The organism is Actinoalloteichus caeruleus DSM 43889 (assembly GCF_000429185.2).
Taxonomy (GTDB): Bacteria; Actinomycetota; Actinomycetes; order Mycobacteriales; family Pseudonocardiaceae; genus Actinoalloteichus_B; species Actinoalloteichus_B caeruleus.
Genome location: NZ_AUBJ02000001.1, coordinates 5,824,232 through 5,847,283 on the forward strand (window position 1 = coordinate 5,824,232; position 23,052 = coordinate 5,847,283).

A 23,052-nucleotide genomic window follows, 5' to 3' on the forward strand; every position below is an offset into this window, starting at 1 on the left:
CTGACCATGCCGTCTCTGACCCCCGCCGACGTTCACAACGTCGCGTTCAGCAAGCCCCCGATCGGTAAACGGGGCTACAACGAGGACGAGGTGGACGCCTTCCTCGACCTGGTTGAGTCCGAGCTCGCCAGGCTCATCGAGGAGAACAACGAGCTCCGCAACCAGGTCGAGCAGCTCGACCAGCAGCTCGACAACGCCAGGGCCGACCTGGAGGACGCCAGGGCGAACGCCGGGTCGGTGACCGCGGTCCGGCCGGTGGACGAACCGCGTCGGCTCTCGCCGGTCCCGCCGCCCACCCCGATGGAGCAGACCTCCCCGGGCGGCGACCACCACGTGCAGGCCGCCAAGGTGCTGGGACTCGCCCAGGAGATGGCCGACCGCCTGACCGGCGAGGCCAAGACCGAGGCCGACGGGATGCTCTCGGAGGCACGGGCCAAGTCCGAGCAGTTGCTCTCGGAGGCGCGCACGAAGGCCGACAGCATGATCAACGAGGCCAGGACCCGCGCGGAGACCATGGTGTCCGAGGCCAGGACCCGGTCCGAGACGCTGGAGCGGCAGGCCAGGGAGAAGGCGACCGGCCTGGAACGGGACGCCCAGCGCAAGCATGCCGAGGTGATGGGGAGCATCACCCAGGAGAAGAACAGCCTGGAGAAGCAGATCGAGGTGCTGCGCACCTTCGAACGTGAGTACCGGACCAGGTTGAAGACGATGCTGGACTCGCAGCTCCGCGAGCTGGAGGACCGGGGCTCGGCGGTGCCCGAGGGGCGGGCCAACCAGTCCGGCTACACCTTCGGCACGCGGGCGGAGGCCGGCTGACCGGAGTTCCCACGGCTGTGGGCTGACTGCCAGCTGTCCGCCGGGCGACCCCCGAGGGGTCGCCCGGCCGCCGGCTGTTCACTCCTTGCGGTGAAAACGGACCGTGATCAGTGCGCACTCGGTCGGGGTTCTCTCACTCCGGAGAGCGAGGACGAGCTCGCCGGGCAGGTGTGACGTCGCCGGCGGAGCGGGTCGGGCCAGCGGAGGGCATCCGTGCGCGTTCCCGCTCGCGACCCTCGCTATGCTGGTCGTCACAGGCACCGATCCGGCCATCACCGGGGAGCCTCCGGAAGAACGGCGCCGCCCCCTGGGACGGGAGCCAAGTAGAACCGGACGGGTGGGCCCGTCACAGCCCAGAAGAGAGGTCGTCGCGGCCGGTCGTACCGGCGACGGCGGCAAGCGGGGTGGTACCGCGGTGCGCCTGCGAGTGCGCGTCGTCCCCGTGGGGGCTGGAGTCCCTGAGACTCCGGTCCGTGCGCAGGACGCCAGCCACGACGCCCCAAGGAGCGACACCGATGGCCTACCCCCGGGTCCATCTCACCGGAACACCGCGATCCGAGGCCGACGGTTCGGCCGACGGGACCACGGCCGCCGACGAGCGGCGCGGCGTGCCGGCCCAGCCCTCCTTCCCCGACCTCGAACTCGCCGTCCTCGACTACTGGGCTGCCGACGGCACCTTCGCCGCCAGCGTCGAGGCGCGGCCGGCGGGCGAGAACGGGGCCAACGAGTACGTCTTCTACGACGGTCCGCCCTTCGCCAACGGTCTTCCGCACTACGGCCACCTGCTGACCGGCTACGTCAAGGACGTCGTTCCCCGCTACCGCACGATGCGCGGCAGCCGCGTCGAGCGCCGCTTCGGTTGGGACACCCACGGCCTGCCGGCCGAGCTGGAGGCCGAACGGCAGCTGGGCATCACCGACAAGTCGCAGATCGATGAGATGGGCGTGGCCGCCTTCAACGAGGCGTGCCGGTCCTCCGTGCTCCGCTACACCGACGAGTGGCGGTCCTACGTCACCAGGCAGGCCCGGTGGGTGGACTTCGACAACGACTACAAGACCCTCGACATCGGGTACATGGAGTCGGTGATCTGGGCCTTCAAGCAGCTCTGGGACAAGGGGCTGGTCTACGAGGGCTACCGGGTGCTCCCCTACTGCTGGCGGGACGAGACCCCGCTGTCCAACCACGAACTGCGGATGGACGACGACGTCTACCAGCGCCGCCAGGACCCCGCCGTCACCGTGGGCTTCCGCGTCACCGGCAACGACTCCGCCCTCGACGGCGCGTACCTGCTCATCTGGACGACCACGCCCTGGACCCTGCCGGCGAACCTGGCGACCGCGGTCCACCCCGAGGTCGACTACGTGCTGGTGGAGTCGGACGGGCGGCGGTTCGTCCTGGCCGAGGCGCGCCTGGCCGCCTACGCCAGGGAGCTCGGCGAGGACCCGCTGGTCCTGGCCCGCCACAGCGGCTCCGAGCTGCTCGGGCTGCGCTACGCACCGCCGTTCCCGTACTTCGTCGGGCACGAGGGCGCCCACCGCGTCCTCGCCGCCGACTACGTGACCACCGAGGACGGCACCGGCGTCGTGCACATCGCCCCCGCCTACGGTGAGGAGGACAAGGCGGTCACCGACGCCGCCGGCATCGAGCCGGTGACCCCGGTCGACGCCAGGGGCCGCTTCACCTCCGAGGTGTCCGACTACGAGGGCCAGCAGGTCTTCGAGGCCAACCCGAACATCATCCGCGACCTGCGGGACGGCACCGAGGGCGCCTCCGAACAGGGCGCGGTGCTCCTGCGGCACGAGACCTACGACCACGCCTACCCCCACTGCTGGCGGTGCCGCAACCCGCTGATCTACCGGGCGGTGTCCTCCTGGTTCGTGCGGGTGACCGCGTTCAAGGACCGCATGGTCGAGCTGAACCAGGAGATCACCTGGTACCCCGAGCACGTCAAGGACGGTCAGTTCGGGAACTGGTTGGCCGGCGCCCGGGACTGGTCGATCTCCCGCAACCGGTACTGGGGTACGCCGATCCCGGTGTGGGTCTCCGACGACCCGAGCCACCCCCGGGTGGACGTGTACGGCTCGCTGGACGAGTTGGAGCGGGACTTCGGGGTGCGGCTGACCGATCTGCACCGCCCCTACGTGGACGAGCTGACCCGACCCAACCCGGACGACCCCACCGGTCGGTCCACGATGCGCCGGGTCCCGGACGTCCTCGACGTCTGGTTCGACTCCGGGTCGATGCCCTACGCGCAGGTGCACTACCCGTTCGAGAACGCGGACTGGTTCGAACACCACCACCCCGGCGACTTCATCGTGGAGTACATCGGCCAGACCCGTGGCTGGTTCTACACCCAGCACGTGTTGGCGACCGCGCTCTTCGACCGGCCGGCGTTCCGCAACTGCGTGTCGCACGGGATCGTGCTCGGGTCCGACGGGCAGAAGATGTCCAAGTCGCTGCGCAACTACCCGGACGTCAACGAGGTCTTCGACCGCGACGGTTCCGACGCCATGCGCTGGTTCCTGATGGCGAGCCCCATCCTGCGCGGCGGCAACCTGATCGTGACCGAACGGGGAATCCGGGAGTCGCTGCGCAAGGCGGTGCTGCCGCTGTGGAACTCCTGGTACTTCCTGTCCTTGTACGCCAACGCGGAGTCGTTGACCGGGGTGTCCTACGCGGACGGGGAGGAACTGGCCGCCGCCGGGCGCGGCGTCTCCCGGCACGTCCTCGACCGCTACGTCCTCGCCAAGACCCACGACCTGGTGCGGCGGGTCACCGAGCGGTTGGACCACTACGACATCGCCTCGGCGTGCGCGGAGGTCCAGGACTTCCTGGAGGTGCTCACCAACTGGTACGTGCGTCGGTCCCGCGACCGGTTCTGGGCCGGGTCCCAGGAGGCGGTGGACACCCTGCACACGGTGCTGGAGGTGACCTGCCGGGTCGTCGCCCCGCTGCTGCCGATGACCTCGGAGGCGGTGTGGCGCGGCCTCACCGGCGGCCGATCGGTGCACCTGACGGACTGGCCGGACGCGGACTCCCTGCCCTCGGATCCCGACCTGGTCGCGGCCATGGACCAGGTCCGGCAGGTGTGCTCCTCGGCCCTGGCCGTGCGGAAGGCGGCGCGGCGCCGGGTTCGTCTCCCGCTCGCCAGGCTGACCGCCGTGGTCGCCGACCCGGGGGCCTTGGCGCCCTTCGCCGACCTCATCAAGGACGAGGTCAACGTGAAGGAGGTCGAGCTGACCGACGACGGCAGCTCGTACGGTTCCTTCGAGCTCGCGGTCAACGCCAGGGTGGCCGGCCCCCGACTGGGCCGGGACGTGCAGAAGGTCATCCGCGCGGCCAAGGCGGGGGAGTGGCACGAGACCGAGGACGGCACGGTGGTCGTCGCCGGTGTGGAGCTGCTGCCGGGCGAGTACGAGCAGCGGCTGGCGAAGAACGTGGACGACGTCGAGTCCCTGCCGGGTAACGCGGGGCTGGTCGCCCTGGACACCGAGGTGACACCGGAACTGGCGGCCGAGGGCGTCGCCCGCGACCTGGTCCGCGTCGTGCAGCAGGCCCGCCGCGACGCGGGTCTCGACGTCTCGGACCGGATCGGGTTGGCGGTCGAGGTGCCGGCGGACCTGGTGGCGGCGGTGACCGCCCACGAGGAGTTCGTGCGGGGCGAGACCCTGGCGGTGTCGCTGTCCACCGCCATCGAGGAGGGTGCGCCCGCGCTCACCGGCACGGTGGGCGAGGGGACCTCCGTGCGGGTCTCCGTGACCAGGGTGTGAGCCCTCGGGCGTCGCCGCCGGTGGGAACGTGTCCCGCCCGGCGGCGCCCGGCGGGACCATCGACGAGGTCCCGGCCGCCGGGCCGGTGACCGACCGGCGCGGCAGTCGGGGCCGTCGTGGCCGTCCCGCTCCCGCCGGGATTGGGACGAACCGGTCGTCCGCCGCGCCATGGGCGCCCCCGCTCGGGCGTGGCGAGCGGTGCGGGTGGGCCGTGGTGGTCGTGCGGGGGGACGGACGGGCCGTCCCGCCCTCCCATGCCGGGAAGGGGAGCCGGTGGGGCGCGGTCCCCGGTGCGGGGCCGTCAGCCGAGGCCCGTCGACGAGGGGTCGCAGGCCCCGGCGGCCGCCTGCCCGGTGTGGTGGCCGCTCCCGTGAGCCGGGACGCGTCTGTCCCAGGGGCGGTCCCCGCCCCTGTTCCCGCACCGCCACCTCGGTGGCACCGGGCCGTCGCGTACCCACTGGTCGACGCGATCCATCAGGTCAGTTCTGGTTGAAACCAGCCCTCCATCCCGTAGGTGCACGCACCGCGACCGCGCCGGTGATCCACCGACGCCATCCAGCCGTCGGTGTCGCCGTCCGCGCGGATCACCTCAGCTTCCGGTCAGGTCCGCCCCTCGGCCAGGGCCGGCGGGCTCGCGGTCGCCGGAGTCGGGTTCCTGCTGCTGCCCGTGGCGCCCAATCCCCTCTCCTACCCGACCCTGGCGATCGGGCTGGCCCTGTTGGGCGCTGGCGCGGGATCACTGGCCATCGCCTCGGCCATCATCATGTCCGGAACACCCCCGGAGAAGGCCGGCAACGCCGCCGCCATCGAGGAGACCGCCTACGACCTCGGCACCGTGCTCGGCGTCGCCGTGCTCGGCAGTCTGGCCTCAGTGTTCTACCGCGCCCAACTGGAAGTCGGGCTGGGGGAGGCCGATGTCGGGGGTGTTGACGCCGGTCCGGCCGGGGAGCCCCTCGCCGCGGTCCTGGAGCTGTCCTCGGAGTCCGGGGTGCCCGAGGTGGGTGCGGCTGGCGAGGGCGGCGTTCGGCGAGTCGCTGGCGACGGTGACCCTCCTGGCGGTGCCAGTCGTGGCCTGCCTCCTGGTGCCCCGGTCCCTGGACCTGACGAGACAGCGGCACTGATTGGGCGGCTCGCCCGCCGCGGGCCCACCAGCACCCCGACCGCGCTCGGCTCGCGTGTCGGGGCAGGGTGGTCGGTGCGGGCGGCCGGTCGGGACGCCCGGCGGAGGAGGTGGACGGTCGTGTTCCGTTTCGCGGTGCGTGTCAAACCCGGCGCGCGACGAACCGTCGTCGGGGGCAGGTGGGACGGGGTCCTGGGGCCGGCGTTGGTGGTGGCGGTGGCCGCCCCGGCGGTCGAGGGCAAGGCCAATGAGGCGCTCCGCCGCGCGGTGGCGGACGCGTTCGGTGTCCGCCGCCAAGCCGTGCGAGTGGACGCCGGGGAACGCGGTCGGGACAAGTGGCTGGTCGTCGACCTCGACGAGACCGCGGCCGAGGACCGCCTGCGCACCCTGCTGGAGGGCTGATGCCGGCGGCGACCGAGGAGGGGCGGACGACGGTGCCCGGGCGGGTCCAGCGCGGGGGTGGCTGTTCCGGTGGGTGCGGTCGGGCCGGCTCCCAGTGGCTGGGAGGCCCGCTGGACAGGTCGGGCGGCGGCGGTTAGGTTCTGCCGCAGGTCATGAGCGCCAGCGCCAAGCCCCGGCTCGCTGGCCGGCAACCCTCCTCCGCGGTGGGGTGCTCCGGGTGAGGACCAGGCCCGAGCCGTGTGGTGTCGGGCAAGCGCGGGGCCTACCACCGGGTCCCCCCTGGATCCGAGGAGGTCGTGCCATGTCGTCCGCACCCACCACCGCCCGCCCGTCCCGCCTCGCGCCCCCCGTGTCGGCCCTGCCGCCGGTGGTCGGTGCGGACCTGCGGGTCCCGCTGGTGACCGGCGGGGATGTCCCGTACGCGAACCTCGACCACGCGGCGAGCGCCCCCTGCCTCGAGGCGGTGCGGGACGCCGTCGACGCGGTCCTGCCCTGGTACGCGAGCGTCCACCGGGGAGCCGGGTTGCTGTCGCAGGCGTCGACGAGGATCTACGAGAACGCGCGGGCGACGGTGCGCCGGTTCGTCGACGCCCCGCCCGACCACGACGTCGTGTTCACCCGCAACACCACCGACGCGATGAACCTGGTCGCCGCCGTGTTGCCGGTGGGGACCGTGGTGGTCACCTTCGACACCGACCACCACGCGGCGCTGCTGCCCTGGGCCGGCCGCCGGGTGCGCCGCGTCCGCGCGCCGCGTACCCGGGGTGAGGCGGTGGCGGCGCTGGAGGCGGAGCTGTCCGGGCTGGTCGCCGACGGTGACCGGGTCGCCGTGGTGCTCACCGCCGCGTCGAACGTCACAGGTGAACTGTGGCCGGTGGCCGAGTTGGCCGAGGTCAGCCGTCGGCACGGAGCCCTGTCCGTCCTCGACGCCGCGCAGTGGGCGCCCCACCGGCCCGTGTCGGTGTCCGAGCTCGGGGTGGACTTCCTCGCCTTCTCCGGGCACAAGGCCTACGCGCCCTTTGGCTGCGGGGCGCTGACGGGGCCCGCGCGCCTGCTGCGGTCGGCGCCGCCGTACCTGCGGGGTGGAGGAGCGTCGGCCCTGGTGGAGTCCGTGGGAGCTGATCTGCGGGTGACCTGGGCGGCCGGTGTGGAGCGCCAGGAGGCCGGGACGCCGAACGTGGTGGGAGCGCACGCGCTCGCGGTGGCCTGCGAGACGCTGTCGGGGCACTGGCGGGGGGTGGCCGAGCACGAGGACCGGCTGGCGGGAGCACTGCGGGAGGGCGTCGCGGCCGTGCCGGGGGTGCGTCCGCTGCGGCTGTTCGACGATGCCACCCCCTCGGTGGGCGTCGTCAGCTTCGGCGTCGACGGGATCGACCCGGGGTTGCTGGCCGCCGCGCTGTCGGCGGAGTACGGGATCGGGGTGCGGGACGGGGCGTTCTGCGCGCACGTCGCGACCGAGCGCCTGCTGGCCCGGGCGGGGGTCGGTGGGGGACGCGCGGTGCGGGTCAGCGTGGGCCTGGGAGCCACCGAGGAGCACGTCGACCGCCTGCTCGCCGCGCTCCGGGCGGTGGTGGCCTCGGGGCCGGCCTGGTCCTATGCCCAGCGGGACGGGCGCTGGGTGCCCGTCCCGGACCCCCGGCGGTTGCCGGTCGGGCTCCTGGGGGACGGGCCCGCCTGAGCGCGGGTGGCCCCACCGAGCGGCCCGGGGCTGCCCGACCAGCGCCCGCTGGCCGGTGTCGACGCCTGTGACCAGCGTCGATGCCGGTAGGTCACAATGACTGGGTGACCGAGACCGGCCCTGCGGGGTCCAACGCCGACGACGATCCCGCCAACGCCGACGCGGGAGCCGTCGGCGGACCCAGCGGGCCCGCCGTGCCCCCTGGTGGGGGGTCGCCGAGACGACGGGTGGGCCTGCTCGCGGTGGTGGCCGGGGTGGCGTTCGCCCTCGACCTCGTCACCAAGGTCGTGGCCGTCGCCCAGCTGGAGGGGCGGGAGCCGGTGCGGCTGCTCGGTGGCGGTGTGTACCTGGTGCTGCTGCGCAACCCCGGCGCCGCCTTCTCGATGGCGACGGGCATGACGTGGCTGCTGACCCTGGTCGCCGTCGGCGTGGTCGTGGGTATCATCTGGATCGCGCCCCGGTTGCGCTCGGTGGGTTGGGCCCTGGGGTTGGGCCTCATGCTGGGCGGTGCGCTGGGCAACCTCGCGGACCGGATCTTCCGTTCCCCGGCGCCCCTGCACGGCCACGTCGTGGACTTCGTCTCGTTGTTCGCTCCTGACGGCAGCGTGTGGCCGGTGTTCAACGTCGCCGACTCCGCGCTGGTGGGCGGGGTGGCGCTGCTGGTGGTGCTGGCCGTGCTCGGCCGGGACTACGACGGGAGCACCGTCCGGGGGCGCGCCGACCAGGAGAAGACGACCACCGCCGAGGGAGACGACCAGCGATGAGCGACACCCGCACCTTTCCGGTGCCCGACGGACTCGACGGGATGCGGGTCGACGCCGGCCTGGCGAAGCTGCTCGGTCTGTCACGGACGGCCGTGGTCTCGATCGCCGAGTCCGGTGGCGTGGTGATCGACGGTGCTCCCGCGGGCAAGTCGGACCGGCTGGTGGCCGGTTCGTGGATGGAGGTCCAGCTCCCCCAGCCGGAGCGGCCGGTCGTGGCCGCACCCGAGCCGGTGCCGGGCTTGCGGATCCTCCACGAGGACGAGGACGTGGCTGTCGTCGACAAGCCGGTCGGGGTCGCCGTCCACCCGAGCCCGGGCTGGACCGGGCCGACGGTCCTGGCGGGGCTGGCGGCGATGGGGTTGCGGATCGCGACGTCCGGTGCCGCCGAGAGGCAGGGGGTGGTGCACCGGCTCGACGTGGGCACCACCGGGGTGATGGTGGTCGCCAAGAGCGAGACCGCGTACTCGACCCTGAAGCGGGCGTTCAAGGAGCGGACGGTCTCCAAGATCTACCACGCGGTGGTCCAGGGTCACCCTGATCCGACCAACGGCACCATCGACGCCCCGATCGACCGGCATCCCCGGCACGACTACAAGTTCGCGGTGGTGGCGGGGGGCAAGCCCAGCGTCACCCACTACGAGGTGGTGGAGGCCTTCCGGGCCGCCTCGTTGGCCGAGGTGCGGCTGGAGACCGGGCGGACGCACCAGATCCGGGTGCACTTCGCCGCGCTGCGGCACCCCTGCGCCGGTGACCTCACCTACGGTGCCGACCCCACCCTCGCCCAGCGGCTGGGGCTGACGCGGCAGTGGCTGCACGCCAGGCGGCTCGGGTTCGACCACCCGGGCACGGGGGAGTGGGTGGAGTTCACCAGCGAGTACCCGGACGACCTCGCCGAGGCGTTGCGGCGGCTGCGTTCGGAGAGTTGACCGCCGGGCGGTGGTCCCCTGGCGCGGGCTGTCCCGGCCCGGGCCCAGCCGGTCGGGCGTGTGCCGACGCAACGGGTCGGCCACGACCTCGGGACGAAGTGACCGGAATGGGTGGATCATGCGCCGTCACCGTCTAGCGTGGTGGGGACGGCTGTGAGCCCGAACGGGACCGACTGGGGAGACGTCGTGCGGCAAGGACGAGACGAGCAGTACATCGAGGCGGGACGCGGAAGGCTGGCGGGGCCGGAGGAACCGCCCACCCCGCCGATGGGGTTCGCGCTGCCACCGGTGGCCGTGGGGGCCTCGGCCGGCGGCGCGTCGATGGCCGGGGGCGGTCGGAGGGACCCCTTCGACCCGCCGACCGAGCCGACCCCGCGACCGCTGGTGGACCAGACGGCGGCTGGCCAGGCGGCGCCGGCGGTGATCGGGGCCGAGGCGCCCGAGTCGGTCGAGGGCGAGACCCGGGACTGGCCGACGTTCAGCCGGAGCCGTGACGACGACCGGGAGGAGCCCGACGGCAGGGCTGGCTGGGTCGGCCGCATGTTCGGCCGCCGCGACGCCTGACCGGGCGGAGCTTCGCCGGCGTCACCCTCCGGGGCCGGCGCCGCGCGGGCGGCCCGCTCAGTCCTCGTCGACGGTCCAGGTCAGGGTGCGGTGGTCGGGGTCGGGTCCGGGGCTCCAGCGGACGGAGGTGACCCGGGTGCTGTCGGGCAGCACGTACACCGAGTGGCCGCCGGCGGTCTCCCCGGGTCCCACTCCGATGCGGTAGGCGGGCCGGGAGGACAGGGACACGGGGGCCTTCGACACCGGTTGGTCGTCCTCGGTCACCAGGACGAGGTACAGGTCGGGCAGGGCCGCGAACGGCAGGGGGCCCTGGTTGGTGATCTCGGTGTGGACGACGACGGCGCGTTCGCCCTCCTGGAGGGTGTACCCGGCTGCCTCGAACAGGAAGTTCGCCGGGTCGACGACCTCCAGGAGCTGGATGCGGACGCGTTCGCCCTCGACGCCGTGCGTCTCCAGGGCCGTCCCGACCTGACCGGCCCGGGGTGGGGTGGGGGTGGCAGCCGGAGGGCCGTCCCCTCTCGCCCACGACGCCGACTGCGGTGGACCCCACACGCTGGCGGGATCCGAGGGCGCCCCCTCCTGCGCGGCCGGAGCCGGGTGCGGGGGCGCGGCCGGGCCTGGCGGCGGTGCGGGGAACGGGCCGCTGGGTGGCGCCTGCCCCGGCGGTGGGAAGCCGGGTGCCGGGTGCGGGTAGGGACCGCTGGCCGCGCCGGGGTGGTGCGCCGGGGGGTAGGCCCCGCTGGCGCTGCCCGGCGGGGGGTAGGGGCCGCTACCGCTGCCCGGGGGAGGGTAGGAGCCGCTGGGCGTGCCGTGCACCGGGTAGCCGGGCGGGGCTGGCGCCGGGTAGCCCGGTGGCGGGCCGGGCGGGTAGGACTGGTACTGGTGCTGCGCCCAGGCTCCGGCCGCCATCAACACGTTGCGGATGGCCTGTTGGTCGCACTCCACCCCGACCACCAGGGGGAGGCCGGCGGCGGACAGGGCCGCCAGGCGGGCGGCCACCTCCCGCACGTCCATGCCCAACCGGTGCGCCATGTCGGTGACGGACGCGCGACCGGCCTCGGCGATCAACGCGAGTAACCGGGTGTCGACGGGATCAGGACCAACCACGTCAGGCACGCTACCTAATCATGGGGGCCGCCCACCGGGCGGAGCCGACAACGGTGGCTCGTTCCCGTAGCGGGACGGCGCGGGAACGGGGGTGCGGCGGCATCATTCCCACCAGAAGGTCCAGGAGTGGTGCCCCACGATCTGCCGGGCGTAGTCGCCCAGGTTGCCGACCCCCTGGTCGATGCTGTCGGGGCAGAACGACCAGTGCTCGGCCGCCACGGCCAGGGCGTGCTCCGGGGTCTTGGGCGGCGCCGCCACGCTGAGGTCCAGGGTGTCGAACCCGAGCCGGACGACGCGCACCCCGAACCGGTCCTCCCAGCTGCGCAGGATCGCCGACAGGGGGGCGGTGCGCTCCGAGTAGTTCACCGGCCCCATCCAGCCGATCTGGGCGAGCGCGTCCGCGCCGCGCGACGCCGCGACGAGCCCCAGCCGAGCCACCCCGTCGGTCAGTTCACCGGCCAGCCAGTCGGCGACCTCCTCCGGGGGTCGGTCGGGCACGGCCCTGGGGGCGAGGCCGGGGAAGTCGGGGCCGAAGGGCAGCAGCTGTTCGCTGACGTCGTGTCCGCCGCCGGACGGGGCGGCCGATTCGGCCCACCACTCCGCCATCAGGGCCCGCGCGTCGTGCCGGTCGACGCGGGACACCGGTTCGGGAGCGAGCTCCCCGGTCTCCCACGGCTCACCGCCCTGGAGGTCACTGGGGCGCAGCAGCAGCGGCCACAGCCCGGTCTCGGGGTGGAGGGCGCGGTACCGGGCCCACGTCCCAGCCCCGGCGGGGTCCCGGCTGAGCCACAGCGCGGGCCGCACGGTGGACAGCCGGTAGCGGGCGAAGCTCTCGTCGGCCCAGATGAGCTCGCCCGGCGGCAGGTCCGGTGGGAGGGGCCGCCCGTCCCCGCCCTCGGGGAACAGGGCCGCCAACTCGTCCGGCAGTGATCTCGTGTCCGCCTGATCCACCACGTCGGGTTCTCCCGGATGTCGTCCAGTGCTCGGGTCGCCCCTTGCGTTGGGCCTGCCGATATTCTCACGCCAAACCGACGACGAGCGTGATCATCAGATCGTGGGGGCCGCGGCCGCGCGCGACCACGCAGGGTGCGGGACGTGGCGGCTGTCGGACGAGGAAGATCACCCGCGAGGGGGCCAGTCGGGCAGGCCGGTGAACCTCGGCGAGGCGGTCCGGGCGGGCGTGCGACGGGGCCCGCCCCCGACGCGCGGGAACGGGCCCCTCGGTGGTGTGGCCTCAGGCGCTGATCGTGACGCCCGGGATCGCCTTCAGCTCTCCGAAGAAGGCCGGCGAGGTGGAGATCGGGTAGTCGTCCACGGCCAGCATGGCCGTCTTGTGCTGGTAGTGCAGCTTCAGCCGCACCGGGGTCTCCCCCGGGTGGGCGCGCAGCGCCTGCTTGAGGTCGCTGACCACCTCCTCGGTGATCAGTTCGGACTTGACCAGCAGCGTCAACGGTGGTTCGACGCCGGGGTTGTTCTCCGCCTCGCTGATGTCCAGCGGGATCACCCCGGAACCGAAGATGCTCATCTTGTCCTCGCGCCAGTTGACCCGGCCCTTGACCGCCACGGCGGTGTCCTCCACGAGGTCCTGGCCGAGCACCGCGTAGGACTTGGGGAAGAACAGCACCTCGATGGAGGCGTCCAGGTCCTCCACGGTCGTGATCGCCCAGGGCTCGCCGTTCTTGTTGACCCGCCGCTCGACCGAGGAGATCATGCCGGCGATGATGACCTCCCCCTCCTTCGGTGGGTCGTTGAGCAGGGCGGCGATGTCCCGGGGGGCCTGCTTGCGCAGGATGCGCTCCGCCCCGTCCAGGGGGTGCGCCGACACGTAGAGCCCCAGCATCTCCCGTTCGTAGGCCAGCTTCTGCTTGCGGGGCCACTCCTCGGGGGTGTAGGTGAGGTGCGCCAGCGGGGAGGCGTCCTCGCTGGCCGGCGTGTCGTCGCCACCGCCGAACAGGTCGAACTGGCCCATCGCCTCCTGCCGCTTGAGGCCGATCACGGCGTCGACGGCCGCCTCGTGGTGTTCGATCAGCGAGCGGCGCGAGTGGCCGAGCGAGTCGAACCCGCCGGCCTTGATCAGCGACTCGATCACCCGCTTGTTGCAGCTGACGATCTCCGACTTGGTGAGGAAGTCGTTGAAGGAGGTGTAGGCGCCCTTCTTCTTCCGCGTGTCGATGATCGACTGCACGACGTTGCCGCCGACGTTGCGGATGCCGCCGAGGCCGTAGCGGATGTCGGTCCCCACGGCGGCGAAGCGCAGCGCCGACTCGTTGACGTCGGGAGCCAGCACCTGGATGCCGAGGCGGCGGCACTCGGAGAGGTAGACCGCGGACTTGTCCTTGTTGTCGGCGACCGAGGTGAGCAGGGCGGCCATGTACTCGGCCTGGTAGTTGGCCTTGAGATAGGCGGTCCAGTAGGAGACCAGGGCGTAGCCGGCGGCGTGGGACTTGTTGAACGCGTAACCGGCGAACGGCAGGATCGTGTCCCAGAGCGTCTTGATGGCCTCGTCGGAGAAACCCTTCTCCCGCATCCCGGCCTGGAAGCCCTCGAACTCCTTCTCGAGCACCTCCAGCTTCTTCTTGCCCATCGCCTTGCGGAGCACGTCCGCGCGTCCCATCGAGTACCCGGCGACCTTCTGCGCGATGCGCATGATCTGCTCCTGGTACACGATCAGGCCGTAGGTCTCGGAGAGGATCTCCTCCAACGGTTCGGCCAGCTCGGGATGGATCGGGGTGATCTCCTGGCGGCCGTTCTTGCGGTCGGCGTAGTTGTTGTGGCTGTTCATCGCCATCGGGCCCGGGCGGTAGAGGGCGTTGACGGCGATGATGTCGCTGAACTCGGTGGGCTGCATCCTGCGCAGCAGGTCCCGCATGGCGCCGCCCTCGAGCTGGAACACGCCGAGCGCGTCCCCGCGCCCCAGCAGCTCGAAGGTCCTCGTGTCCGTCAGGCCCAGCACGTCGAGGTCGATCTCGTCGCCCCGGTTCGCCCTGATGTTGTCGATGGCGTCGTTGATGATGGTGAGGTTCCGCAGCCCGAGGAAGTCCATCTTCAACAGGCCGATGGCCTCGCAGGACGGGTAGTCCCAGCCGGTGATGATCGACCCGTCGTCCCGCTGCCACAGCGGGATGGCGTCCATCAGCGGTTCGGAGGACATGATCACCGCGCAGGCGTGCACGCCCGCGTTGCGGATCAGGCCCTCCAGACCACGGGCGGTCTCGAAGATCTTGGAGACCTCCGCGTCCGTCTCGATCAGGGTGCGCACCTCGGCGGCCTCGGGGTACCGCTCGTGCTCCGGGTTGACGATGCCGGCCAGCGGGATGTCCTTGGCGGCCACCGGCGGGGGCAGGGCCTTGGAGATCCGGTCCGCGATCGCGTAACCGGGCTGACCGAAGTGCACCCGGGCGGAGTCCTTGATCGCCGCCTTGGTCTTGATCGTGCCGAAGGTGATGACCTGCGCGACGCGGTCGGCGCCGTACTTCTCCGTGGCGTAGCGGACCATCTCACCCCGGCGGCGGTCGTCGAAGTCGATGTCGATGTCGGGCATCGACGCGCGCTCGGGGTTGAGGAACCGTTCGAAGAGCAGTCCCTGGGGGATCGGGTCCAGGTTGGTGATCCCCAGGGCGTACGCCACCAGGGAACCCGCCGCGGAACCACGACCGGGGCCGACGCGGATGCCGATCTCCTTGGCGTGCTGGACGAGGTCACCCACGACGAGGAAGTAGGCGGGGAAGCCCTTCTGCGCGATGACGCTCAGCTCGAACTCGGCCCGCTCGTGGTAGCCGTCGGGCACGCCCTCCGGGAAGCGCCAGTCCAGCCCCTTCATCACCTCCCGGTGCAGCCAGGACTCCTGCGTCTCGCCCTCGGGCACGTCGAAGACGGGCATCCGGTCGCGGTGCTCGTAGACCTCGGCGTAGGACTCGACCCGCTCGGCGATCAGCAGTGTCGACTCGGACGCGCCGGGGACCTCCTTGTCCCAGAACGCCCGCATCTCCTCGGCCGACTTCAGGAAGTAGCCGTCGCCGTCGAACTTGAAGCGGTTCGGGTCGGAGAGAGTCTTGCCGGACTGCACGCACAGCAGGGCGGAGTGCGACTCCGCCTGGTCCTTGGTGACGTAGTGCGAGTCGTTGGTGGCCAACGGCCGCAGTTCGAGCCGTTTGGCGATGTCGAGCAGCCCCTCCCGCACCGAGCGTTCGATGGCCAGCCCGTGGTCCATCAGCTCGACGAAGAAGTTGTCGGCGCCGAAGATGTCCTTGTAGTCGCTGGCGGCCTGGATGGCCTCGTCGTACTGGCCCAGTCGCAGCCGGGTCTGGACCTCGCCGGAGGGGCAGCCGGTGGTGGCGATGATGCCCTGGCTGTTCTCCGCGATCAGGTCGCGGTCCATCCGGGGCTTGCGGTAGTAGCCCTCGATGGAGGCCAGCGAGGACAGCTTGAAGAGGTTCCGCAGGCCGGTGGCGTCGCCGGCCAGCATCGTCATGTGGGTGTACGCACCCCCACCGGAGACGTCACCGCCCTCACCGAACTGGTCCGTGGAGCGCTGATGGGACTGGCCCCAGAACACCGGCTTCTTGTGGAACCGGCTGCCGGGAGCGAGGTAGGCCTCGATCCCGATGATCGGCTTGATGCCCGCCTTCTTCGACTGTTGGTAGAACTCGTCGGCCCCGTACATGTTCCCGTGGTCGGTCATGCCGACCGCCGGCATCCCGAGTCTCTTGGCCTCGGCGAACAGCGGCGCCATCTTGGCCGCTCCGTCCAGCATCGAGTACTCGGTGTGGACATGCAGGTGGACGAAGGAGTCACCGGGCACGGGCAGGGACCTCCGGGGCGTGTCGACGGCGCGCGGGGGCGGCGGTGCGGGCCGCGCGGGAGAAGCGCCCAGCCTATGTCCTGGCCGTGCCGCGACGAGAGCACCCCACCCGGGGTGTCGCCCTCGGTTCGGGGTGTCCCACCGCACGGTGGGACGGCGTGGGGCGAGGCCACGACGCCCCTCGGGTGTGGCGGGGTGGCGTGGCTGGCGAGTCCCACCCGCCCCCCGAGGTTGATCGGGGGTGGCGACGGGTGGTAGTTGGTTGAACCGGCAACGTGACGTCCCGTCAGGCCCGGCGGGCACCGCATGATCGTCGAGGAGGGGTCGGAGCATGACCGGCGTGTCGGCCTGGGCCGGCCCATCGACCCGGTGCGGCCGGGGCGGTGACGACCGCGCGCCGGTGCTCGCCGTGACCGGCTCGGGTGGTGATCGAGGTGGCGGGGAGGCGTGGGACCAGCCGTCGGTTCCGGGGTCGCGGCGACCGGCCGCGTGCCTCGCCGGGAGAGCGCGCCAGCCCGGGCGAGGCCGGCGGGGAGGGCGGCTCGCGGGCGGACGCCCCCGCTGGTCCGGGCGCCCCATGCCCCCGCGCCCGAGCGGACCGCCGCACCCGCCAGGGGGAGTAGCGGCCGTGCCGCCCGCGGACCCCGCGCTGGGCCGAGCGGAGTAGTTCCGGCGGCTTCCCGTGATTGGCCGTTTACTCCGAGCCATCGAGACGGTTCACTCGTCACGCGCAAGATCATCTGAACGAGGAAGGATCTCCATGACCCAGTCGCTGACCGCCCCACGGCCGCTCGGGGACGACTTCTTCCAGGATCCCCACCGCGTCTACGAGGCGTTACGGACCACCGGACCCGCGCACGCGGTCCGACTACCCTCCGGTCTTCGGGCGTGGGTCGTCACCCGGTACGACGAGGCGAAGGAAGCGCTGACCACGCCGTCGCTGAGCAAGGACTACCGGGGCTTCTCCAGCCTCTTCCGGCACCTCGACCTGCCCGACGGCCAGACACCGGCCGAGCTGGCCGGCAGCTTCGCCGCCCAGATGGTCAACATGGACCCGCCGGAGCACACCCGGCTGCGGCGCCTGGTGCGGCAGGTCTTCAGCCCCCGCATGGTCGTCAACCTCCGCCCCCGCGTCGAGGCCATCACCACCGAGCTGCTCGACGAGATGGAGTCGAGGACGGAGGTCGACCTCCTCGACGCCTTCGCCTTCCCGCTGCCCATCAGGGTGATCTGCGAGTTGTTGGGCATCCCGCACGCCGACGCGGACGAGTTCCGGCGGTGGAGCGCCGACGTGGTCGCCAACTACGGACCGGCGGACGGCACCCAGTCCTCGATCAACGACATGCTCGCCTACCTCCAGCACCTCATCGCCGAGAAGCGCGCGCACCCGGGCAACGACCTGCTGACCGACCTGATCGAGGCCAGGGACGGTGAGGACCGGCTCAGCGAGGAGGAGCTGGTCGCGATGGCGTTCCTCCTGGTGGTGGCCGGTCACGAGACCACGGTGAACCTCATCGGCAACGGGATGCTGCACCTGATGCGCCACCCCGAGCAGCTGCGGGCGCTGCGGTCCGACCTGACCATGCTGCCGGCCGCCATCGAGGAGACCCTGCGCTTCGAGGGCCCGGTGCACCTGGCCAGCATCCGGTACGCCACCGAGGAGTTCCGCCTGGGCGACGCCCGGATCGGCGTCGGGGAGATCGTGCTGGTCTCGCTGCTCGCGGGCAGTCGGGACGACCAGTGCTACTCCCGCCCGGACGAGTTCGACATCACCCGCAACGCCAGCGGGCACCTGGCGTTCGGCCACGGCGTGCACTACTGCGTCGGAGCCGCGATGGCCAGGATGGAGGGCGAGGTGGCCTTCGGTGGGCTGCTGCGCCGGTTCCCGAACATGAGCCTGGGCACGCCCCAGTCGGAGATCCGGTGGCGCCAGTCGACCCTGGTCAGGGCGCTGGAGGAACTGCCGGTCCGCCTGCGCTGAGGCCACCCGCTCCACCCAGGTGGTCCCCGGTCCTCCGCCAGGGCGGGGGACCACCTCGGGCGGGGCGATCACCGCTCTACCCTGCTGGGGTGACGGTCGAACACCTGCTGGACCTGGACCGACGGCACGTCTGGCACCCGTACGGGCCCATGCCGGGAACGGTGGAGCCGCTGGTGGTGGACTCGGCGTCCGGCGTGCGGCTCCGCCTCGCCACCCCCGTCGCCGGGCGGGAGGAACTGGTCGACGGCATGTCCTCGTGGTGGTCGGCGATCCACGGCTACCAGGTGCCCGAGCTGGACGCCGCCGCGCGGGACCAGCTCGGGCGGATGAGCCACGTCATGTTCGGGGGGCTGACCCACGAGCCCGCGGTGCGGCTGTGCGCACGGCTGGCGGAGATCACCCCGGGGTCACTGCCCCACGTCTTCCTCAGCGACTCCGGATCGGTCGCCGTCGAGGTGGCCGCCAAGATGTGCCTCCAGCACTGGCGGTCCCGGGGACGACCGGAGAAGACCCGCCTGCTCACCTGGCGCGGCGGCTATCACGGCGACACCTTCCACCCGATGAGCGTCTGCGACCCGGTGGGGGGGATGCACGCGTTGTGGTCGGGGGTCCTGCCCGAGCAGGTGTTCGCCCCCGCACCGCCCCCGGGTGCCCACGCCGGAGTCGACCAGGACTACGTGCGGACCCTGGCGGACCTGGTGGAGCGGCACGCCGACGAGCTGGCGGCCGTGATCGTGGAGCCGGTGGTGCAGGGCGCGGGAGGGATGCGGTTCCACGACCCCCGCTACCTGCACGTCCTGCGTGAACTCACCCTCGCCCACGACGTGCTGCTCGTCTTCGACGAGATCGCCACCGGCTTCGGTCGCACCGGTGAGCTCTTCGCCGCCGACCACGCCGGAGTCGCGCCCGACGTCCTCTGCCTGGGCAAGGCCCTCACCGGCGGGTACGTGAGCCTGGCCGCGACGCTGTGCTCGGAGGAGGTCGCGGAGGGGATCTCCGCCGGTGCCGTGCCCGTCCTGGCGCACGGCCCCACGTTCATGGGCAACCCGTTGGCCTGCGCGGTCGCGGCGGCCTCCGTCGAGCTGCTGCTGGCGGGTGACTGGCGCGCCCGCGTCGCCCGGGTGGAGCGGGGCCTGCGGGCCGGCCTGGCCGCCGCTTCCGCGCTGCCCGGCGTGGTGGACGTCCGGGTGCTCGGGGCGATCGGGGTCCTCCAGCTCGACCGCCCGGTGGACCTCCCGGCGGCCAGGGAGACCGCCGCCCGGCACGGGGTGTGGCTGCGCCCCTTCCGGGACCTGGTGTACACGATGCCGCCCTACGTCAGCGAGGACGAGGACATCGCCGCGATCTGCGCGGCCATGACCGCGGTGGCCGAGGAGGCGTGAGGCGCGCCTGCCGCTAGGGTCGCCGCGTGCGACTGTTGGTGATCACCGGCACCGACACCGGTGTCGGCAAGACCGTGGTAACGGCCGGGGTGGCGGCGCTGGCGGCGGCGAGCGGTCGGCGTGTCGCCGTGCTCAAGGCCGCGCAGACCGGGGTGGCCGAGGACGAACCGGGGGATGTCGACGAGGTGGTCCGCCTCGCCGGTGCGGTCACCTGCCGGGAGACCGCGCGCTACCCCGATCCGCTGGCCCCCGCGACGGCGGCCCGCCGCCGGGGCCTGGCGCCGGTGTCCCCGAGCGATGTCGCCGACCTGGCCCGCTCCCTGTCCGCCGACCACGACCTGGTGCTCGTGGAGGGCGCCGGTGGGCTGCTGGTCCGCTTCGACGAGAGCGGGGGCCTCGCCGAGACGGCGGCCGAGCTGGCTGCTCCGGTGCTGGTCGTGACCAGGGCCGGTCTGGGCACGCTGAACCACGCGGCGCTCACCGTGGAGGCGCTGCGCGGGCGGGGCCTGCGTTGCGCGGGGCTCGTCGTGGGGGAGTGGCCGGCCCACCCGGACCTCGCGTGCCGGGAGAACCTCCGGGACCTGCCGTTGGTCACCGGGGTACCGCTGCTCGGCGTGCTGCCCACCGGGTGTGCGGGGCGGTCCCCGGCGGACTTCCTGCTCGCCGCCCGCGACGGTCTCGCCGGCGCACTGGGCGGGCGGTTCACCCCGAAGGGGATCACCGGGCCGGCCGGAGTGGGCGTCGCACCGGGCACCGCCCCCACGACGCCGTCCGAAGTGGAGGAGCCAGCACAGACTCGCCGACCGATTTTGTAGGTCTTCGGCAGTGCGCGCCACGTACCGTCACTGACATCGTGACAACTCGTGAGCGATGTCGACGGTAGGTCCACCACCAGCGCCCAGCCGGTGGACGTCCTGGCCAGGGCCGAGGCCGAGGTGCTGGAGGCCGGCCGGGGGCTGGGCGAGGGCGCGCTGCGCGAGGTGCTGTCCCTGCCGGACTCCCGGTTGCCCGAACTCCTCGACCTGGCACACCGGGTGCGGCTGCGCTGGTGCGGTCCGGAGGTCGAGGTCGAGGGCATCGTCAGCCTGAAGACGGGCGGTTGTCCGGAGGACTGCCACTTCTGCTCCCAGTCCGGCCTGTTCCCCACCCCGGTCCGGGCGGCCTGGCTGGACATCCCGGGCCTGGTGCGCGCCGCCCGGCAGACCGCGGCCTCCGGTGCGACCGAGTTCTGCGTGGTGGCGGCGGTGCGCGGGCCGGACGAGCGCCTGCTCCGGCAGGTCAGGGCGGGCATCGAGGCCATCCGCGCCGACGAGGTGACCCGCGAGCTCAACATCGCCTGCTCCCTGGGCATGCTCACCGGGGAGCAGGTGGAGGAGTTGGCGGCGATGGGGGTGCACCGCTACAACCACAACCTGGAGACCGCCCGTTCCCACTTCTCCCGGGTCGTCACCACCCACACCTGGGAGGAACGCTGGTCCACCCTCCGGATGGTGCGGGACGCGGGCATGGAGGTGTGCTGCGGCGGGATCATCGGGATGGGGGAGACGACAGAGCAGCGAGCCGAGTTCGCCAGCCAGCTCGCCGAGCTCGACCCCCACGAGGTGCCGTTGAACTTCCTCATCCCCAACCCGGGCACCCCGTTCGAGCACTACCCGGTCGTCGAGGGGCCGGAGGCGCTGCGCACGGTGGCGGCGTTCCGGTTGGCCCTGCCGCGCACCATGCTGCGCTTCGCCGGGGGCCGGGAGCTGACCTTCGGTGACCTGGGGGCCAGGCAGGGCATGCTCGGCGGGATCAACGCGATCATCGTCGGCAACTACCTGACCAACCTCGGGCGACCGGCCGGCGAGGACCTGGACATGCTGGCCGAGCTGAACATGCCGATCAAGGCGCTCAACAGCACCCTGTGAGCCCTCGGGGTTTCGGACTCGACGCACCCGGGGGTGGGAGGAGGGGGACGTGGACGGCACGGGCTACTGCGGGTGGTGCGGCCGGCCGGACGGGGCCTGCCCGGACCGGGCGGTCTGTGTTCGTCGGCGCGGCACCGACCCTCCCCGGTACTGTCCTTCCTGCGCCCGGCGCATGGTGGTGCAGGTGACCCCGGCCGGGTGGAGTGCCCGGTGCGGCCGGCACGGCAGCCTGGGGGTGGAGGCCGACGCACCCACCCCGCCGGTCGGTTGAGGCGTCCTGGGACACTCACCGCCCGGGAGCGGCGTCGCCCACGGCGCCCGGCCCCGGGACCGACCAGGGTGAACCGCGCGGCGGCCGGAACCCACCGAGAGAGCGGAGGTGCGGGTGTCGCGGCAACCGCGCAGCACCGGAGATGTCGGACCAGCACACCTCCCGGCCGTCCCGCCACCAGGTGCCGGGCACGTCGTGGCGATGCCGGCGCGGCGCCCCCGCCCGCCGTTGGTGCGGCCCGACCTGCTGCCCGCGCTGAACCTGCTGTCCCTGGTCGCGCTCACCGGCCTTCCCCTGGGGTGGTTGTGGTCCGCCCTGGCGCCCCCGGTGCGGCTGCGGGTGCTCGCCGACGGGCGCCTGGCGAGCCTGCCCGCCGAGAGCTACCACCGGTTCGACGCCCTGGCGCTGTTCGTCCTCCTCGGCCTGGGAGCGGGCGTGGTCACCGGCTTCGCGGCCTGGTCGTGGCGCAGCCGGCGGGGACCGGTCGTCCTCGTCGCCGTCGTCCTCGGCTGCCTGGCCGCGGCCTGGTTGGCCAACCGGATCGGCACGTCGTTCGCCATGAGCCGGTTCCCCCTGGCGGACACGGTGTCGGCCGGGGCCACGCTGGTGCGCCCTCCGGAACTCACGACCGCCCTCGCCCTGGTCGCGCAACCGCTCGGAGCGGCACTGAGCTACGGCATGGCTGTCGCCTGGTCGGGGACCGACGACCTGGGTCGACGGCGGGGCTGACACCGGCGGCGGGCGCCCGGCTGGCCTTCGCCGGGGGCGGGACGGTGCCGTCCGACCCCCCGCGGCGGGCGCTCAGCAGGAGCGGACGTCCTCCCCGCTCGGGGGTCGGAGCACGGCGAACGGATCGGTGACCCGCAGCCCCGAGCCGGTGAACCGGAACAGCGCCGCCGGCCGTCCTCCGCTGGGGCCGGACGGGGCGGTGCCGCCGGTCGGTTCGAGCAGGCCGCGTCGGGACAGGACCCGTTGCAGGTTGGTGGCCGAGACCCGGTAACCCAGCGCGGCGGAGTAGACGCGGCGCAGGGCGGACATGGTGAACTGCGGCTGAGCCAGGGCGAACCCGAGGTTGGTGTAGGACAGCTTGGCGCGGAGCCGGTCGCGCGCGCGCAACACGATCGACCCGTGGTCGAAGGCGGTCTCGGGCAGCGCGGAGACCGGGAACCACTCGGTGTCGTCGGGGATCTCCGGGTCGACGTCGCAGGGGACCAGGCCGAGGAAGGCGGTGGCGACCACCCGTCGCCCCGGGACCCGTTCGGGGGCGCTGAACACCGAGAGCTGCTCGACGTGTGTGAGCTGTCGCACGTCGACCTTCTCGGCGAGCTGACGCCGGATGGAGGACTCCACGTCCTCGGTGGCGCCCAACTGCCCGCCGGGCAGCGCCCATCTGCCGGCTTGCGGCGGCCTGCCGCGCCGCCAGAGCAGTACCCGCAGGGACTTCTCGCGGTCGCGGCCCCGGACTCCGAGCACCGCCGCCAACACCTCGTGACCGGTCTGACTCACCTGGTTGATAGTATCCACCCAGTTTTCGATCGGAGGGCGAAAACCGGCGGGTGGTGA

The 23,052-nt window shown here is 72.7% G+C and carries 17 protein-coding genes, 1 pseudogene and 1 riboswitch; of the genes and pseudogenes, 14 read left to right on the top strand and 4 right to left on the bottom strand.

The features are described from left to right. The first annotated feature begins 6 nt into the window (after nt 1-6). The 8 genes and pseudogenes from wag31 (at nt 7) to G443_RS23870 (ending at nt 10,040) form a co-directional block, all read left to right on the top strand. Nucleotides 7-816: a DivIVA-like cell division protein Wag31 gene (wag31, locus tag G443_RS23840; RefSeq protein ID WP_026420023.1), complete on the top strand. Its 810-nt coding sequence runs from the start codon at nt 7-9 to the stop codon at nt 814-816. Between the two features lie 515 nt (nt 817-1,331). Continuing rightward, a complete protein-coding gene (gene ileS, locus G443_RS23845) occupies nt 1,332-4,586 on the top strand; it encodes an isoleucine--tRNA ligase (protein ID WP_026420024.1) in 3,255 nt (1,084 codons plus the stop codon). Between the two features lie 676 nt (nt 4,587-5,262). Then, nucleotides 5,263-5,479 (top strand): annotated as a pseudogene (locus G443_RS25935) (MFS transporter); the annotation flags it as partial. Nucleotides 5,480-5,826: 347 nt separating this feature from the next. Beyond that, nucleotides 5,827-6,108 carry a DUF167 domain-containing protein gene (locus tag G443_RS23850; protein WP_026420025.1) on the top strand — a complete coding sequence of 94 codons (282 nt, stop codon included), beginning with the start codon at nt 5,827-5,829 and terminating at the stop codon, nt 6,106-6,108. A 148-nt stretch (nt 6,109-6,256) separates the two neighbouring features. Next, nucleotides 6,257-6,370, top strand: a riboswitch (SAM riboswitch). A gap of 39 nt (nt 6,371-6,409) precedes the next feature. Further along, a complete protein-coding gene (locus tag G443_RS23855; RefSeq protein WP_026420026.1) occupies nt 6,410-7,786 on the top strand; it encodes an aminotransferase class V-fold PLP-dependent enzyme in 1,377 nt (458 codons plus the stop codon). Nucleotides 7,787-8,013: 227 nt separating this feature from the next. Continuing rightward, nucleotides 8,014-8,550 carry a signal peptidase II gene (gene lspA / locus G443_RS23860; protein WP_030105869.1) on the top strand — a complete coding sequence of 179 codons (537 nt, stop codon included), beginning with the start codon at nt 8,014-8,016 and terminating at the stop codon, nt 8,548-8,550. After that, nucleotides 8,547-9,476 carry an RluA family pseudouridine synthase gene (locus tag G443_RS23865; RefSeq protein WP_026420027.1) on the top strand — a complete coding sequence of 310 codons (930 nt, stop codon included), beginning with the start codon at nt 8,547-8,549 and terminating at the stop codon, nt 9,474-9,476. The genes lspA and G443_RS23865 overlap by 4 nt, the downstream gene beginning before the upstream one ends. Nucleotides 9,477-9,662: 186 nt before the next feature. Continuing rightward, nucleotides 9,663-10,040 (top strand): hypothetical protein, encoded by a 378-nt coding sequence (locus G443_RS23870; protein ID WP_155886228.1) that lies wholly within the window; start codon nt 9,663-9,665, stop codon nt 10,038-10,040. Nucleotides 10,041-10,097: 57 nt separating this feature from the next. Here the strand turns inward: G443_RS23870 and G443_RS23875 are convergent, their stop codons facing one another. The 3 genes from G443_RS23875 to dnaE form a co-directional block, all read right to left on the bottom strand. Beyond that, nucleotides 10,098-11,147 (bottom strand): Lrp/AsnC family transcriptional regulator, encoded by a 1,050-nt coding sequence (locus G443_RS23875; RefSeq protein WP_026420029.1) that lies wholly within the window; start codon nt 11,145-11,147, stop codon nt 10,098-10,100. Nucleotides 11,148-11,249: 102 nt separating this feature from the next. After that, the gene (locus G443_RS23880) at nt 11,250-12,101 is read right to left on the bottom strand and encodes a DUF4253 domain-containing protein (protein WP_103056435.1); all 852 of its coding nucleotides are present in this window, start codon (nt 12,099-12,101) and stop codon (nt 11,250-11,252) included. Nucleotides 12,102-12,381: 280 nt separating this feature from the next. Then, nucleotides 12,382-15,948: a DNA polymerase III subunit alpha gene (gene dnaE / locus G443_RS23885; protein WP_026420031.1), complete on the bottom strand. Its 3,567-nt coding sequence runs from the start codon at nt 15,946-15,948 to the stop codon at nt 12,382-12,384. Between the two features lie 760 nt (nt 15,949-16,708). Here dnaE and G443_RS23890 point away from each other — a divergent pair. From G443_RS23890 to G443_RS23915, 6 genes are all read left to right on the top strand, one after another. Next, on the top strand, nt 16,709-17,929 hold the full coding sequence (locus G443_RS23890; protein ID WP_026420032.1) for a cytochrome P450 family protein: 1,221 nt from the start codon (nt 16,709-16,711) through the stop codon (nt 17,927-17,929). An 89-nt stretch (nt 17,930-18,018) separates the two neighbouring features. Further along, entirely contained in the window at nt 18,019-19,311 is a 1,293-nt protein-coding gene (locus G443_RS23895) for an adenosylmethionine--8-amino-7-oxononanoate transaminase (protein ID WP_026420033.1), read from the top strand. 26 nt (nt 19,312-19,337) lie between these two features. Then, on the top strand, nt 19,338-20,126 hold the full coding sequence (bioD, locus tag G443_RS23900; RefSeq protein WP_026420034.1) for a dethiobiotin synthase: 789 nt from the start codon (nt 19,338-19,340) through the stop codon (nt 20,124-20,126). Nucleotides 20,127-20,174: 48 nt separating this feature from the next. After that, the gene (bioB, locus tag G443_RS23905) at nt 20,175-21,218 is read left to right on the top strand and encodes a biotin synthase BioB (RefSeq protein WP_026420035.1); all 1,044 of its coding nucleotides are present in this window, start codon (nt 20,175-20,177) and stop codon (nt 21,216-21,218) included. 49 nt (nt 21,219-21,267) lie between these two features. Further along, the gene (bsaP, locus tag G443_RS26010; protein WP_081715622.1) at nt 21,268-21,489 is read left to right on the top strand and encodes a biotin synthase auxiliary protein BsaP; all 222 of its coding nucleotides are present in this window, start codon (nt 21,268-21,270) and stop codon (nt 21,487-21,489) included. A 114-nt stretch (nt 21,490-21,603) separates the two neighbouring features. After that, nucleotides 21,604-22,218, top strand: coding sequence for a DUF2567 domain-containing protein (locus tag G443_RS23915; protein WP_051314230.1), 615 nt, complete (start codon nt 21,604-21,606; stop codon nt 22,216-22,218). Between the two features lie 72 nt (nt 22,219-22,290). Here G443_RS23915 and G443_RS23920 read toward each other — a convergent pair whose 3' ends face one another. Then, nucleotides 22,291-22,995 carry an NUDIX hydrolase gene (locus G443_RS23920; RefSeq protein WP_081715623.1) on the bottom strand — a complete coding sequence of 235 codons (705 nt, stop codon included), beginning with the start codon at nt 22,993-22,995 and terminating at the stop codon, nt 22,291-22,293. Nucleotides 22,996-23,052: the final 57 nt, after the last annotated feature.